At 38.7% G+C, this 15856-nt stretch carries 17 protein-coding genes; 2 read left to right on the top strand and 15 right to left on the bottom strand.

Going from position 1 to position 15856, the window contains the following annotated elements; genetic code table 11:
• Window positions 1-236: 236 nt before the first annotated feature.
• The 6 genes from PN447_RS01575 to PN447_RS01550 all read right to left on the bottom strand — a co-directional run bounded on the left by PN447_RS01575 (window position 237) and on the right by PN447_RS01550 (window position 4762).
• Window positions 237-1211: a GDP-mannose 4,6-dehydratase gene (locus PN447_RS01575; protein ID WP_271760251.1), complete on the bottom strand. Its 975-nt coding sequence runs from the start codon at window positions 1209-1211 to the stop codon at window positions 237-239.
• Between the two features lie 161 nt (window positions 1212-1372).
• Window positions 1373-2449 carry a glucose-1-phosphate thymidylyltransferase gene (locus tag PN447_RS01570; protein ID WP_271760250.1) on the bottom strand — a complete coding sequence of 359 codons (1077 nt, stop codon included), beginning with the start codon at window positions 2447-2449 and terminating at the stop codon, window positions 1373-1375.
• Window positions 2446-3339 carry a dTDP-4-dehydrorhamnose reductase gene (gene rfbD / locus PN447_RS01565; RefSeq protein ID WP_271760248.1) on the bottom strand — a complete coding sequence of 298 codons (894 nt, stop codon included), beginning with the start codon at window positions 3337-3339 and terminating at the stop codon, window positions 2446-2448. The genes PN447_RS01570 and rfbD overlap by 4 nt, the downstream gene beginning before the upstream one ends.
• Entirely contained in the window at window positions 3332-3877 is a 546-nt protein-coding gene (rfbC, locus tag PN447_RS01560) for a dTDP-4-dehydrorhamnose 3,5-epimerase (protein ID WP_271760247.1), read from the bottom strand. Before rfbC ends, rfbD begins: the two co-directional genes overlap by 8 nt.
• A 34-nt stretch (window positions 3878-3911) precedes the next feature.
• Complete coding sequence (locus PN447_RS01555) at window positions 3912-4379, bottom strand: type II toxin-antitoxin system VapC family toxin (RefSeq protein WP_271760246.1); 468 nt, start codon at window positions 4377-4379, stop codon at window positions 3912-3914.
• On the bottom strand, window positions 4376-4762 hold the full coding sequence (locus PN447_RS01550; protein ID WP_271760245.1) for a hypothetical protein: 387 nt from the start codon (window positions 4760-4762) through the stop codon (window positions 4376-4378). The genes PN447_RS01555 and PN447_RS01550 overlap by 4 nt, the downstream gene beginning before the upstream one ends.
• A gap of 160 nt (window positions 4763-4922) precedes the next feature.
• Between PN447_RS01550 and PN447_RS01545 the strand changes: the two genes are divergently transcribed.
• Window positions 4923-5330 (top strand): putative toxin-antitoxin system toxin component, PIN family, encoded by a 408-nt coding sequence (locus PN447_RS01545; RefSeq protein ID WP_334311069.1) that lies wholly within the window; start codon window positions 4923-4925, stop codon window positions 5328-5330.
• A 1-nt stretch (window position 5331) separates the two neighbouring features.
• Window positions 5332-5655, top strand: a complete 324-nt coding sequence (locus tag PN447_RS01540) for a YlcI/YnfO family protein (protein WP_271731853.1) — start codon at window positions 5332-5334, stop codon at window positions 5653-5655.
• Between the two features lie 80 nt (window positions 5656-5735).
• On the opposite strand, the gene PN447_RS01535 is transcribed toward PN447_RS01540, so the two are convergent.
• The 9 genes from PN447_RS01535 to PN447_RS01495 all read right to left on the bottom strand — a co-directional run.
• Complete coding sequence (locus PN447_RS01535; RefSeq protein WP_271760243.1) at window positions 5736-6896, bottom strand: glycosyltransferase family 4 protein; 1161 nt, start codon at window positions 6894-6896, stop codon at window positions 5736-5738.
• A gap of 28 nt (window positions 6897-6924) precedes the next feature.
• Window positions 6925-7293 (bottom strand): EamA family transporter, encoded by a 369-nt coding sequence (locus PN447_RS01530; protein WP_271731856.1) that lies wholly within the window; start codon window positions 7291-7293, stop codon window positions 6925-6927.
• Between the two features lie 13 nt (window positions 7294-7306).
• Entirely contained in the window at window positions 7307-9100 is a 1794-nt protein-coding gene (locus PN447_RS01525) for a protein O-mannosyl-transferase family (protein ID WP_271760241.1), read from the bottom strand.
• 30 nt (window positions 9101-9130) lie between these two features.
• Complete coding sequence (locus PN447_RS01520) at window positions 9131-9817, bottom strand: glycosyltransferase family 2 protein (protein ID WP_271760239.1); 687 nt, start codon at window positions 9815-9817, stop codon at window positions 9131-9133.
• A 21-nt stretch (window positions 9818-9838) separates the two neighbouring features.
• Window positions 9839-10396: a class I SAM-dependent methyltransferase gene (locus tag PN447_RS01515; protein WP_271760237.1), complete on the bottom strand. Its 558-nt coding sequence runs from the start codon at window positions 10394-10396 to the stop codon at window positions 9839-9841.
• Between the two features lie 101 nt (window positions 10397-10497).
• A complete protein-coding gene (locus PN447_RS01510) occupies window positions 10498-11655 on the bottom strand; it encodes a glycosyltransferase family 4 protein (protein WP_271760235.1) in 1158 nt (385 codons plus the stop codon).
• Window positions 11656-11657: 2 nt separating this feature from the next.
• Window positions 11658-12599 (bottom strand): class I SAM-dependent methyltransferase, encoded by a 942-nt coding sequence (locus PN447_RS01505; RefSeq protein ID WP_271760233.1) that lies wholly within the window; start codon window positions 12597-12599, stop codon window positions 11658-11660.
• Window positions 12596-14929 carry a glycosyltransferase family 4 protein gene (locus PN447_RS01500; RefSeq protein WP_271760232.1) on the bottom strand — a complete coding sequence of 778 codons (2334 nt, stop codon included), beginning with the start codon at window positions 14927-14929 and terminating at the stop codon, window positions 12596-12598. Before PN447_RS01500 ends, PN447_RS01505 begins: the two co-directional genes overlap by 4 nt.
• Window positions 14926-15856: class I SAM-dependent methyltransferase (locus PN447_RS01495; protein WP_271760231.1), on the bottom strand; the 931-nt coding region annotated here is incomplete at its 5' end. The genes PN447_RS01500 and PN447_RS01495, both read right to left, overlap by 4 nt.

Here is a 15856-nt window from a genome sequence, read left to right as displayed (position 1 = left end):
GAACAGGGAACAGGGAACAGGGAACAGGGAACAGGGAACAGGGAACAGGGAACAGGGAACACACCGGAAGAAACAAAATCAAGTCCCATTCCCTTGTGAAGGGAATGGGGAGGGTGGGGGGAAAACAATATTTGATACACTAATCATACCTTTTAAAACAACCTCTTAGGATAGGTGAGCATAAACACCTACAGATTATGTTCATCTGTGGTTCATCAACCCAATACATGATGCTGTTAATCGAGGCTATCCCGCAATTTTTTCAGGTCATAATCAACCATTAATTCTACCAGTTGTGTGAAACTATATTCAGGTTGCCAACCTAACTCAGTTTTAATTTTATCCACAGCACCAACTAACTGCACTGGTTCATCAGGACGGTAAAAAGCGGGGTCAACTGTCACATAATCTTGCCAATTGAGACCAACGCTGTTAAAAGCACATTCTACCAGTTCTCTCACAGAATGAGTTTCACCACTGGCAATAATATAATCTTCCGGCTGTTCTTGCTGCAACATCAACCACATGGCATAAACAGCATCTTTAGCGTAGCACCAATCACGACGGGCATCTAAATTACCTAATTTTAGTTCATGTGCCAAACCCAGTTTAATTTGGGCGACGGCGTGGGTAATTTTACGAAATACAAATTCTGTACCCCGTCGTGGTGATTCGTGAGTATAAGTAATACCACAACAGGCGTAAAGGTTATATTTTTGCCGATAGTTAACAGTCATCCAGTGGGCGTAAGCTTTGGCCACACCGTAGGGGTTACGGGGGCGAAAAGCGGTGCGTTCGGTTTGGGGTGACTCATCAGGTTGACCAAAAACTTCACTGCTAGAGGCTTGGTAAAATCTTACATCTGGTTTGCAGCGGCGAATAGATTCTAAGAGACGGGAAACACCCAGAGCTGTATATTCAGCCGTCAGGGCTGGTTGAGTCCAAGAAAGGGGGACGTAGCTTTGAGATGCAAGGTTGTAAATCTCATCCGGTTGTGAATCGGTAATTACATCCATTAAGGAAGATTGATCGAGGAGGTCACCGGAGACAATCTCTACATTATCTCCCAGGTGGCTAATACGTTCTAGGTTGCTGGTGCTGGAACGACGGACTAGTCCGAATACTTGATAACCTTTGGTTAAGAGAATTTCCGCCAGATAGGAACCATCTTGTCCAGTCAGTCCAGTGATGAGGGCTTTTTTGCTAGTCATTGTTAATATAGCATTTCCCATGCTCGTGAGGTACAATTTTTTTTAGTTTGAGGGAACAGGGAACAGGGAACAGGGAACAGGGAATAGGGAATAGGGAATAGGGAATAGGGAATAGGGAATTGGTGTGTACTTCATGAACATGAAAAAGGCTTTAAAGTAAATTATATGAGTTCAATTTGAGAATCATCACCAATCAAAAACCGTAAGGCTTTAGGACGACGAGGAGCAAGGGTTAATTGGGCGCGTTGTCCAATGACGCTATCAATGATACGCTGATTAATGCCGATAATTTTAGCACCTTCTAAAATTACGCTGTGTTCTAAATCAGTATCAATGAGCTTGGTGTGATCAGCAATGCTGCTATAGGGACCAATAAAGCAGTTTTCTAAATAGCAATTCTTACCAATCACTACTGGTCCACGAATTGTACAGTTAATAATTTGGGAATTACTCCCAATTTCTACTCGCCCAATAATCTGACTTTTGCTGTCAACTTCACCTAAATTAGATGCTTTTAAATAGGTATCGAGAATTAAACGGTTAGCTTCTAGTAAATCATCTTTTTTCCCAGTATCTAGCCACCAACTATCTAGTTTACAGGCTATGACTTGTTTTTTATGGCCAATTAAACATTGAATCGCATCGGTGATTTCTAATTCGCCTCTGTTTGATGGTTGGATGCGATTAATGGCTTCATGGATAATTGGGGAAAAGAAATAAACCCCGACTAATGCTAAATTGGATGGGGGAACTTTGGGTTTTTCGATTAGTTCTAATACTCGCCCTGTGTGGTCTACTTTAGCCACACCAAAAGCACTAGGGTTGACAACTTCCCGCAGTAGAATTAATGCTTCTGGTTGTTGTTGTGTAAATTTTTGTAGAAAGTAACTTAAGTCTCCTGGTTGAATCAGGTTGTCACCCAAGTACATGATAAAGGGTGAATCTGCTAAAAACGTACGGGCGACTTTGACCGCATGAGCTAAACCCGCTGGTTGGTCTTGTAAAATATAGGTGATGTTAGCGCCAAAACGTTGACCATCCCCGGTTTTATTTTTTACTTCTGTTCCGGTTTCCGGGCTGATAATAATACCAATATCAGTGATACCTGCGGCAACCATTTCTTCAATGCCATACCATAAAATGGGTTTGTTGGCAACGGGTACTAGTTGTTTTGCACCTGTATAAGTGAGTGGGCGTAGGCGTGTACCTTTACCGCCAGAGAGAATCAGTGCTTTCATAGTGATTTGGATTGAGAGCGCCAGTCTGTGAGCATTAGTCTGAGTCTTTGTCGCCAATGGGGCGGGTAAGTCCCTAAAACTTCTGATATTTTCCCACAAGCTAGGACAGGATAAGCTGGGCGACGGGCTAAGGTGGGATATTCGGCGGTGGTGATGGGGATGACTTTGGGTGGTGTAAGGGGAAAACCCAGTTGCTGGGCTTCTGCAAAAATCGCCACGGCGAAATCATACCAGCTAATCACGCCACTATTGGTATAGTGGTAAGTGCCGGCAATTTCTGGTGTCAACTGAGGTATGATGTGGGCGATCGCCTGCGCAATATCTCGCGCCCATGTGGGACTACCAATTTGGTCTGTAACTACACCAATTTCTGGGCGTTCTTTACCCAGTCGCAGCATGGTTTTGACAAAGTTACTTTTGCCAAAACTGCCATAAACCCAAGCTGTCCGCAAGATAATATGATGGCGGTGGGTTTGTTGAATTGCTATTTCCCCCGCTAGTTTGGTTTGACCGTAAATATTTACGGGGTTAGTGACATCATTTTCTTGGTATGGGCGAGTTTGTTGACCATCAAAGACATAATCTGTAGACAGGTGAATCAGGAAACAACCCAGTTTTTTGCTTTCTGCGGCGATAATTTCCGGCGCTGTTGCATTGATGGCTGTGGCTAATTCCGGTTCTGTTTCGGCTTTGTCTACAGCAGTGTAAGCTGCGGCGTTAATAATGATTTGGGGTTGGATATCTCTAATAATTTGCGCCAAGCTATCGGTTTGAGTTAAATCAATGTTGGGACGTGCTAGGGGAATAATTTTGTGATGGGGTGCAAGAATGTTTTCGATTTCTTGACCAACTTGACCTTTACTACCCAGTAGTAAGATTGATTTATTCATAGATTTCTGCTGTGCTAAATGCTTGACCTTTACTATCTTTATCTGATATAATTGGGTTAGCTTTGATAGGCCAGTCAATCCCTAAATCTGGATCATCCCAACTAATGGTGCGATCGCCTTCACGACAGTAATAATCTGTAGTTTTATATATAACTTCTGCGGTTGCTGACAGTACCAGAAAACCGTGAGCAAAGCCGGGTGGTATCCATAGTTGGCGTTTATTCTCGGCGCTGAGTTCATAACCTACCCATTTTCCGCAGGTGGGGGAAATTCTTCTAATATCTACAGCGACATCAAAGATGGTACCCACCACAGCGCGGACGAGTTTACCTTGGGGTTGAATAATTTGATAGTGCAGTCCCCGCAGGACGTTCTGGTGAGAACCAGAATGGTTATCTTGGACGAAGTTGACAGTAATACCTAATTTCTCACTAAATTTTTGCTGGTTATAGGATTCCAAGAAAAACCCGCGGGAGTCAGTGAATACTTGCGGTTCGATGAGGTGGACGTCAGGAATTTCAGTGGGTATTAGTTTCACGAGTGTTGATGCTGCTGGTATGAGCAAGAATAATTTAGCACATAATCTTGCTCCAAGTGTTTGCCTCAGCAAAACGGCTTAAATGTTTGACATTGGTAGTTGCAATTACAATGTAGCGACCAGGAAATTCTTGTTTAAGTTCTTGCCAGTGGCTACAGATAATAATGTCAATATCAAGGCTTTTATTATCTGCTGTTGGAATACCTTGACGACGCGCAGATGCCCAGAGAGAGGAGGCTTGTATTAATAATGAAGAAGAAACAGGTAAAAAATCAATTATTTCTCTGAGGACATTTAAATTTTCTAAACTCTGAAGATGAGGCTTTTTCTGAGTTTCCAGAATTAGGCTTCTTCTAACTTCATAATCACATAAATCTGAAGAACATATATAAACACCCTGAGAGAGCAAGCGGTATAACCATTGCTCACAATCGCTTGCTTCACCAATTTTGCTGGGATTTACAAGTATTCCTAGTACACCAGAGTCAATAAAAACAATCATGATTGTAAATATAACTTTTGTCCTGGAGACCTTTGTTCATCAATGATTTGCTTAAATTCTTCAAAAAATTCTTCTCGTTCTCTGGCTTCTTCTTCAGACATATTTTGATGTTGTTTTATGCGTTTAGCCAAAAGTGCGATCGCTTTTTGGTTTTTCTGTATTTGCTGCTCTTTATCCCATACTGATTGACTAAAGTTTGCTGTTTTACCTTGATCTAATTCCAAAATTTTTTTCAAACTTTGAACATCTGATACTTCTAAGTTAATAGGATTAGGATATCCTTCTAAAATTAGTTGATAAGTACTATTGCCATTTGGAAGGAGAGCAATAAAACGAGCTATATCTAGTATTTTGCCGCTTGGTAGTTCCACTGTTATGTTCATGAACAATATTTTATAGTAGTTACATATATATTTTACTGATTTGATTGCTAAAATTTTGTAAGTCAAACCAAAGAAAAAATTAGTACAAAATTTGACGTAGAAGTAAGAAATAAATGTCTAGACTTGTCTAGGATTTATATAGCAGCAAGCCCCCTTACATCTGGTTATCGACACCAATATCGTTTTAGAAGGCTTAACCAAACAGGGGGGCGCATCAGGGCTGATCATCGAAGCTTGGTTAGCAGAATTATTTATCGTTCATATTTCCACGGCGATCGCCTATGAGTACCAAGATGTTTTGACCCGCAAACTATCCCCCATCCGTTGGCAAAACCTACAACCCGTCCTTGGTAGGTTACTCACCCTCACCGAATTTACCGAAATCTACTTTACGTGGCGACCTACCTCCCCTGATCCTGGTGATGATCTGATTATCGACTGTGCCATGAACGCTAATGCGGCGATCGTCACCTCAAACCTCAAAGATTTTCAACGGGCAAAACAGTTCCTAGGTTTAACTGTTCTGTCCCCCGTCGAACTCATTCTGAAACTGACAGGAGATCAATAAAATGAGCCGTCTCACCCTACGCTTACCCGAAAGCCTCCATCAACAACTCAGTTATCAAGCCTCCCAAGAGGGCGTATCCCTAAATCAATACATCGTCTATGCCCTAACACGACAAGTTTCCCAAAATTATGTCGTTGAACCCGTTTCCGCTCAGACCGTTGAACAGCAGAGTATTTCATTCCAAAAACTGCTCAATGATTTGGGTCAGGCGACCCCCGAAGAGGTAAAACTCTCACTAGACACAAGGGAAGTGGTAGAACCAGAAAATGAACTAAGCGCCGATATTATCTCTAAACTCCGACAGAAGATAGCGAGCAAAGCCTAGATTTTGAGCACAGAATTTTTGGCTGACAACTATCCCACAGGCGATCGCTACTCTTATGACTTTAATTCTTGGGAGATTGATCAAATAATACTCCTATAAGCCTTTAATGTTTGTTTTGCTGTTATTTCCCAGGAAAATAATTTGGCTCTGTCTCTACCTTTATTAATTAATTGTTGGCGTAAATCAGAATTACTAATTACTTCTAAAATCCCTGTAGCTAATTGCATGGGGTCATTGGGGTCAATGAATATAGCTGCATCTCCCGCAACTTCTGGGAGGGAGGAAGTGTTAGCAGTGACCACAGGTGCGCCTAATGTCATTGCTTCTAAGACAGGTAAACCGAATCCTTCATAATGGGATGGATAAACAAATACATCAGCTTGGGAGTAAAATAATCCTACTAATTGGTTATTGAGGTATTCTAAATGGTGAATTTTGTTTTGCCAAGGTGAATTTTCAATCGCTGCAAATATTGGCTTGTAGTTCCATCCTTTTTTACCTATTAAGACTAATTGATGAGGAATTTTATATTTTTGGTTTAATAAATTAAATGCAGTAATGATATTCTCAATGTTTTTTCTGGGTTCTATGGTGCTGACAAACAGAATATAAGGTTGAGAAAAATCATATTTAATTTTTGTTTCTAATTCTTGAATATTTTCTGGTTCTAAGAAGGATGGATGATAGCGACTAGCTAAGGGAGTTACATAAATTTTTTCTGGTGCTACCTGCAAATATTCGATAATATCTTGTTTAGAGCTTTCGGAAATTGTTAATACTAAATCTGTCCACTGTAAACAGCGCCGCACTCTTTCTGTATATGTTTTGACAACTGAATCTACATACTGAGGATATTTGATAAATGTCAAATCATATATATTCATTACCTTGAGGCTATTTTGACAAGGATAGACGGAGTAATTAGTACCGTGTAAGATATCTGGAGAGTCAAAATATTTTTCCCAGTAAGATAAACCTGGTTTAAACCCTGAAGCTAAGAGTAAATTTGATAGTCTTACAGGTAAGGGGAATACATGACCATGGGGGTAATGTTTCAAAGCATCAGGAAGGCGCAAATCACCCCGTAACCAATTTTTTAAACCTGGTTGATAAACTAATCCTAACTCAAAATTATCTGCTGTTTGTATTGCACTCAGAGCAGATATTAAATTAGCTACATAAAACCCAATCCCACTCGGTTGGGGTTCTACTGGGGTAGCATCAATGAGGATTTTCACCATGAAAATTATCAAATTTTATCTTAATCGGTCATTTTTGCCAAACTACTAAAATCACTCCAGCGATAATAGAACTCAAACCTATTAGACGAGTGAGAGGAATTGTTTCTTTAAAAATCAAGTAACCCAACAACACTGAAAACACATACACTAATGCTATGGAAGGGCCAGCAACACTTAAATTCACTCTGGTTAATAAGAGTATGTAAGCTACAGCACCTAAACCATAACAGGTCAACCCGATTAGCAGTTCCGGGATGGTAATGATACTGAAAATATGGCTAATGGTATTGTTTAGATTGACTTTGCCTAATTTAAGTGCGCCAGCTTTTAAGAAAAACTGACCAGCTACACTTGTTAAAACTGATATTAATAATAAACTAAATTCTTGTGGGGTCAAGGCAATCTCCTAATTATTTGGGCTTGATCACATCTACATTTATCACATAAAGTGACTTGTCATTAATTTTAGGGAACTCGCTCACACCTTCTGCTATTAAGTCAAAATTTAGTTTATACTTTCCTGGCTCTGGAGGAAAATTAATTGACCCAATGGCGTTGACCAACTCATTGGTTCTGGGATTTCCAGAAACAAACATTCTCACCTCACTAATTAGATTATTTTTTTCATTTAGGAAACGTCCCCTTATCCGTGTTTCTCCTATTACTACAGCAGACTTATAACCAACCCATCTGGATACACCTGTATTTTTAAGATTAGCTTTAAATACTTGCACATAACCAGGTGGGACTGATATTAGTGACTGTATGGGCTGATCCTGGTCATCTGTAATTTTTTGAATCACCCCATCAAGACCCTGTATATAAGTTGCATTGTCAAAGTTTGGCTTAATAATTTGATTTAAGGATGCTCTCATATTTCTTTCTATTTGACTATCTTTTATATCCCAAAGTCTATGATGGTACAAATCTACATTCAAAGGAATAGCATTCCATAAAACACCTGGATTATAAGCAAAAGCTCCTGCAAGTTGAACCAAGGTGGAAAATAAACCCAAAGTTATAAATATAAATAACTTCAAGCTGATAATTTTATAATTGGGTAATACTTTCGGAAATATATTAACAAGATAATAGCTAATTAAATAACAAAAAATAGGTAAAATATCAGTCATAAATCTAGGTCCGTAGCTATGACCAGCCCACCAAAAACGATACAAAAAATAACTGAAAAGTAATATAAATCCAGCGACTGACATACATCCTATCAAGTCATCCTGATCATACTTGCGTTGACAAATTTGATAGGCTCCCAATAATGAATAGACAAGGATAGGAGAGAAGATTAACAGTCCCCTCCCAGGACTAATTAGGGTTCCTAGTGATGACTCGATGAAATTATTCAAGCTATAAGGTGATTCTGAAAAAAGATGTGAACTTGAGTAACCACCAACGAGATTATTAAAGTAGTATAGGTTCCATACAATAGAGGGAACTGCTGTAATTAAGCCGGAAAATAGGAAAATAGCTTGCCGCCGATAGGTAAACACTGAGTATATAATCGCTCCTATGGTATATACTGCACTTGTAGGACGAATACCAGGAAGAAGTCCACAAGCTATACCTGCTAATATTAACCACTTATTCCGATGGTGTTTTTTGGCTCTATTAGCTTTTAGTAAACAAAATATAATACTTACAAGTGCTAAATTAGAGATTCCGTGCTGCCATAGCCCTTGAGAACTTGTCATCCATGTATTTGTAGCAAAGGCAAATATAAAGGTAGTTACTAAAGATAACCCTCGCTTAAACTTTAATCTCAGAGATAAATAGAAAATAGAGACTGTGAAAGCTGTAGTAATTGACGCTGCTAGTTTTTCAAAAAATAATCTATGGACTTCAAAACTTACAGATGTTAAATCTATAGGAACTGAGAGATATTCTGTCAGTTTTAAATATAGGTAAAAAATTACATACAGTGGAAAAGTTACAATGGCTGTTCCTATGGGATAGGCAGAAGTTAAATGTCCGTTGTTTGCTTCTGCAAAAAAGTAACAACTACCATAACTTACAGTACAAAGATAGCTTTGTTTGAAAGCATCTAAATGTAGGGTGTGGTTTTCTAAGAAATTAAAAGCTAACAAAGTATTAGGAGCTGTATCACCAGAACTTATGGTGGCTCCATTAGCAAGATAAACTAGGAGAGAAAAAACAAATAATAAAATTGTTTCTAGTACAGTAATCATGTTATAGTGATATTTTATTTTTAATAAGCTTTAAAATAAATTATATTTGAATATACAGTAAATTGCCCTAAATCCATCTTTCCAACCAATCTTCTTTCCTTCTTTGTAGGTACGACCATAATAAGAAATGCCGACTTCATAAATGCGACATCCCTTTTTTGCTACCTTGGCTGTAATTTCTGGTTCAAAACCAAATCTATTTTCTCTGATGCGTATAGATTGAATTATTTCCCGGCGGAAGGCTTTATAACAAGTTTCCATGTCTGTCAGGTTAATGTTAGTAAACATATTGGATAACATTGTTAAAAAACCATTACCAACCCTGTGCCAATAATAGACTACTCTATGAGGTCTACCACCTTGAAAGCGAGAACCGAAAACTACATCAGCTTTTCCTGATACAATCGGCTGAATCATTAAAGGATATTCTTGGGGATCGTATTCTAAATCAGCATCTTGAACAATGACAATATCTCCAGTGGCGGCGGCAAATCCTGTTCTTAAGGCTGCGCCTTTTCCCTGATTTTTATGGTGATAAATAACTTGATCTACTTCTGATTCTAATTGAGACTGTAATAATTGTCTGGTGCCATCTGTGGAATAGTCGTCAACAATAATGATTTCTAGGCTTTCCACAGGAGACGCTTTGACTGCTTCTATTACTTGGCCAATTGTGCCGAGTTCGTTATAACAGGGAATCACAACAGATAATTTCATAAATTTACTTGACTTAAAACTTTATTTAACAACTGTACAAAAATTGTTCATTCCTAACTGAAAGTATTGATGATGAAAGTTTTGAAATTTGGTCAGATTAACTAAAACCCTGTGTAGTTTCTGGCGGTTATAGTATCTTTTGTGATCTCGAATTTCCGCAGCACTGACAATTTTTAGCCGATAAGCTAAAAACTCCAGAACAGGTTGTGACCAAACTGATGGTACTGTTAAGATTAATTTCCCTCCTGGAATCAGCACTCGGTAAATTTCTTGTAATATCTCCCTCTCTTGCTCAATGTGTTCTAAAACTGCAAGCATGGTGACTACTTCAAAACTTGCATCTGCAAAGGGTAAATGGTTCTCAAACCTTAGTTGTTTGGTTTGAATATTACCCATTTGCAAGTCGTTGACTTTAAAGTCAACACCAAAACCTTGTTTGATATGGGGCGCAATAGCTTTTAGAAAAGTCGCTTTAGTGCCACAGCCTATATCCAAGAGTAGGGAGTTTTTGGGAATATGGGGTAGGACTCTCCAGAGTCTTAGTCGTCTTAATATTGGTTCTAAAAGTGCCTCGCTCATATTTGATTTGTTAAAAAGTGAAATAACCTCTCAACTACCGTCTTAAAATTGGGAAATGCTAATTTAGGATTATAGCAGAATAAAGAGTATAAAATTTTTGCTTATTCCAGTAGTTTTAAATATTTTTCTTCAATCTTAGTCCATATATAATTTCTTTCTACAAATAATTTTCCTTGCCTACCTAATTGATTTCTTACCGACTCGTTTATTGTTTCAATTGCGACTTGAAACTCCTCTGGATTAGTATACCAAACCCCACCATTAGACCGGCGACATTGCCCCACTAATACATCACATCTACCATTAACTAAGACAGGTTTACCTACTGCCCAAGCCTCTAACAAGACAATAGAAAGGCTCTCATAGGGTGAAGACATAACTAGCAAATCGCAAGCTGCTAAAGCATCCCACTTGATTTGTTCATCTACAAAACCCAATGAGATAATATCTGGATGTTGGGGAATTGGCATTGCGGCCTTACCTAACAAAACCAACTTTCTTAAACCTGATTCCTGGTTTCGCAATAGGGTGAAATAATCAAAAAGTTGGTCACATCCCTTAGATGGGTCTATTCTGCCAGCATACAGTAAAAAGGGTTCATGTAGATTGTGTTTGTGCCGAAATCCTTCTGCATTCAAGGTAAGAGGTGGGTTTACTGCTACCCCCGCAATCGGTCCGCTGAAACTGACATGGGGAAAACGAGTTACTAAAAAATCCCTTTCTTCTGGGGTGTTAAAAATAAAGCCCTGTGGTTTTTTAAAGAAATTTTCCCACATACTTAGGTAAATAGGCCATTCATCATGGGCGCAGGGAACTAAGTAGGCTTTCTCTGCCACTAATGGCAAAATTAAATAGGTAGTGGCATATAAATAAGTAAAGAAAATAAAGGCATCATATTCATTTTTGTGTTTTTGAACGTAAGTAATTAAGTCGGGAGACACTGGCCCTTGGGCTTGCATCCAGGTTTCTTGCTCCTCCAGGGTAGCTGTTAACAAATGATGAGAAATCTCTGCAGACAAATAATTAAATTTTTCGATGTCTCTGGTGGGAGATACCTGGAAGCGTCGCACGGTCACACCGGATATGTTACTAACTCCCGGTGGATAGTAATTTTGCCATTGAATATAGTCTAATGCACAGGTGGTTAGTATTTCTGTTTCCCAGTAATGAGACATTCTCTGGGCTATTTGAAGACAGAGAGTTTCTGAACCGCCATTTACCTCTAATCCACACCTTTGCACCACAAAAGCAACTCGCATGATCACTCTAGCTCCTCAGATGGATAACTTCTATATAAAAATGCTGGTTTTTTATTTCGTGCTGGGTGGGTATTTAAAGCTCGCACAAAAATGTACTGTCCTAAGTCTAGTTCTCTTGGTTTTAACAGGGGTTCTAAATTGGCAATTGGGTGGTAATTATTTGCTTCGTTACTATGGACATCAGCAGTAAACATACTGTCTATACTAAAACCAACATGCTGTAGAAGTAAATATATTTCATGTTTATTGTACTCACGGTTATGTCTACCATAAGGACCATAACCGGAATAAGGATCATATATATTAGCTCCAGCCATCATTCTAGCCACATTTTCTAACCTACTAACATTAGGTGTGGTGAGAATTAATGCACCATTTGGTTTTAATATTCTCTTGATTTCCTTTAATACTCCTACTGGATTCATTAACAAATGCTCTAGGATTTCACAGAATAAAATTACATCAAACTGTTGATCATTAAACGGAAATATATCACTTTCTATGTTAAAGTGATGAAAGGATAGATTAATTGATAAATATTCATCAGATTTCAAATTTTTATATCTAACTTCTTGGGAGCAATTATTAGGATAATTATCACCAAAGTAGTTAGCTAAAGTTAATTTTAAATCAGTGAAATTTTGCAGTAATATGGTTGTAAAGTATGGGTTAGCTCCTAATTCCAAACAATCGCCGGATAAACCTCGCGTCATTCCGTATGTATAGACAAATCTGCGGAAATCTTGTCGGCAATAATTCGCCATTTCTATAGGTGGGGCATCTGAGACTAAAACAGTTGCTAAAAAATTAAATAACTGCTGTTCAGACACACCTTCTGGTAATGGTAATTCTGGGTTAAGAGGAAAAATTTGTTCAGGTTTTGCAATATTGAGATGATGTTTAATCTTTTTGCCAATTGTGTTAAAACTATTGATAAAATTCATAATAAATATCCCTCTTCCATTTTCAGAGCCATTTCACTTATTTTTTGATGGACATTATCCAAGGAAAAATCATTTATACGCCGGCGTTGAGCATTGATTACTTTTGCTCTTAAACCCTGATCGCCCACCAGAATCTTAGCAAGAGCCGCCACTGCAATTAAGTCCTCCTTACTGGTGAAAAGTATACCCCCCTCTCCCAAGGTTTCTGGTACAGCAGTGCTGGCGTAAGCCAAAATGGGAAGATCAAACCACATAGCCTCAATTAAGGGTACACAAAAACCTTCATGTTCACTCATAGACCAAAACAGGTGGGCTGTGCGATAAAATGCCAATAGTTGAGCATCATTGACTTGACCTGGAAGCATGACAAACTCTGTCAGCCTGAGCTTGTCTATGGTGTTGAGTAAATGTCGGTAGTATGGATCGTTGGGGTCTCCTTGTCCTACTAAAATGAGTCTGGCCTGTGGATCCATGGTCAGGTAATGGTCAAAGGCTGTTAGTAAATCATCTTGACATTTATTGGGGGCTAAACGACCCACAAATAATAAATTTGTTTTACCATCTTGCAGGTGTTCCATTAATTCCACATCCGCAGCCATATCCCATTTACTGGGGTCTACTGCTATGGGTAATACACCGGGGTTACTAAAACCAGATGCTACAAGTTCCCCAGCATTATAAGCAGAAACCCCTAAGGAAAGGGGAAAATACTCAGCTAGTTGTGGGAGTTCTCCACGACCTTTGCTCAGAATCTGGGCAAAGTCTGGTCGATAAGGTAAAAAAAACTCAGCGGGGGTGATATTGTGATAAATCAAACATTTGACATTCCGGTGAGCGATCGCATAATCTGTCAGTTCGGTACCGATAGAATGATGATAGATTAAACCTGCTGTTTGACTCATAACATGGGGTTGAAATACTTTAGCTTCCTGAGCAACTCGGTCATCTAAATATTTGACAAAAATATTTGATTTATAGCCGCACTTACGTAAATAATCTCTAATTGCTAAAGCATGATTAGAAATAGCATCACCATAGGCTAAATTAGGTAGTAGTTGGTGGATTTCTTTCAGCTTTCCTGAACTGAGGTTATTGATCAGCGGTGGGGATTGTGGAGATAAACCCAATACCAATTCATAACGTTCTATGACCCGATCCCAAACAGCATTTTCTTGGGCATATTTTTGACCATTGATGCCGTATCTTGTGATTGTGTCCTTGTCTAATTGGTCAAATTCAGCAAATAATTCTGACCATTCTATTTCTGTTGCTGCTAGCAAACCACCTTTAGCAGATTTTACTGCCATTGCAGTAGCCAAGCAACTACTATGAGCCGCTACGGGCTTACCATAGAACCAAGCCTCCATAATCACCCGGGAATAACTTTCGTTTTGGCTCGGTTGAAATAAAGCTAAACAATTAGCTAATAATGTCGCTTTTTGATTTTCTGTGACTAGACCTAAATCTATTAATCCTTCCATGGGCTTGAGAAAAGATCGATTACCAGGGCCGACAATAACTAATTTCAAATGAGAATCTAAATGCTTTTGCTTAAAATCACTATAAGCCCTAACTAATAAATCAGTATTTTTGGTTACATCTGTGCGACCTAAACACAGAATATATTTTTCTGGTTGTGGGGAAAAATTTTTAATTTCAATAGTTGGTGTATTATCATGAGGTTCTAATTCTATGCCAGCACCTGCAACTATACTTTTGGGGATAATTCCCGGACCATATAACTGTTTGGCTAATTCTGCTTCACCTTCACTAATAAATAACAACCCTTTCGCAGCGTGAAAAATTTCAGCCACCTGTGGTAAATAGGCATAAACTTCATCATGTAAACAAGGCTGAAGAAATGCTCGACTAGACACCAGGGGTAAACCATTTAAAATTACACCATAAAGATAGGGAATAAATATAAATGCTTGATAGTTATTTTGATGTTTGTTTAAAAAATTTAGTAATGCAGTGGAATTAATATTTTCCTGAGCAAAGACATCTGCATCCTCTAAAACAACTGGACTAACTCCTGTTCTTAAATGGGAAGATGGTAAACTTAACATCGCCGAGTTAACTACATCAAATCTAGTGCTATTTCTAGAATTAACAGGAAAGCGTCTAATTTTTATGCCTAGTTCTTGAGTTAACCCTGGTCTGAGATGATTTACAGACCAATCATCTGCAAAAGATTGACAACAGGTTGTCAAAACCTCGATTTCATGTCCTCGCTGCGCTAAACGGGTTGCAATTTGCCAAGCTTGTTGTTCTGCTCCTCCTTTTAACTCCTTACCAAACCAAGGTGTAACTATTGCTATTGAGATCATAATTTATAACCTACAATTGCATAATCTTGGCAACCATAAAAGTAATCATTAAAGCGTTGGGCTAAATCTTCACCTGCAACTTGTTGATTCTCTGGATATGGATGTAATTTCATCACTTGGATATTACATAAACCAGATATTTCAGCGATAAACTGAATTGTGGCGCTAGGTAATGGATGGTGATGGGTGGGATCTAAATAAAAATTATTGCTACCTACTAAAACATTCTCAGGATTGGGGGTTTCAAAAATTACTAACCCCTGGGGTTTCAGCACCCTGACTGTTTCTGCAAATAACCGCATCAATAGTTTAAAGGGTAAATGCTCAATAATATGAAATCCTGTGACAGCACCCAAACTGTTTTCCGGTAAAGTTTGTAAATAATCGATGACATCTGCGGCCATAACATCCAAAGCTCTGGCTTGACATTGCTCTATCATCACTCTATTGATATCTATACCTTTAGATATATATCCAGAGTCCCTGAGTAATTCTAACCATTCACCCCGCCCACAGCCTATATCTAAAATAGGTGCGTCTGGTGTGCCAATATTAGCTTGCGCAATCAGAGGTAAATATACTTTTAATCTATTTAATATATCTTCACGGCTACCCCGGAAATAATCTTCAAAAGCCACATAGAAAGCATCTAACAAATGTTCATCTTCATTGACAAAGGTTTGTAGCTGTTCTTGATCAAAAGGTGCGGGTAATCGTCGCCGTGCTTCCTCTAAAAATAATCCTATTAACCGCTTCTGCTGCATGAGGTCATTTTTGACATAGCTGTCATTTCTGATATAATTCTCATGGGTGGTTTGTAGTTGGGTATCTACTGTCTGTAGGCGCTCATGGGTGGTTTGTAGTTGGGTATCTACTGTCTGTAGGCGCTCATGGGTGGTTTGTAGTTGGGTATCTACTGTCTGTAGG

It is taken from the genome of Anabaena sp. CS-542/02, assembly GCF_028331085.1.
Lineage (GTDB): Bacteria > Cyanobacteriota > Cyanobacteriia > Cyanobacteriales > Nostocaceae > Anabaenopsis > Anabaenopsis arnoldii.
The sequence above is the reverse complement of the archived record's forward strand: the minus strand, read 5'-3'. Positions and strand labels throughout refer to the sequence as shown.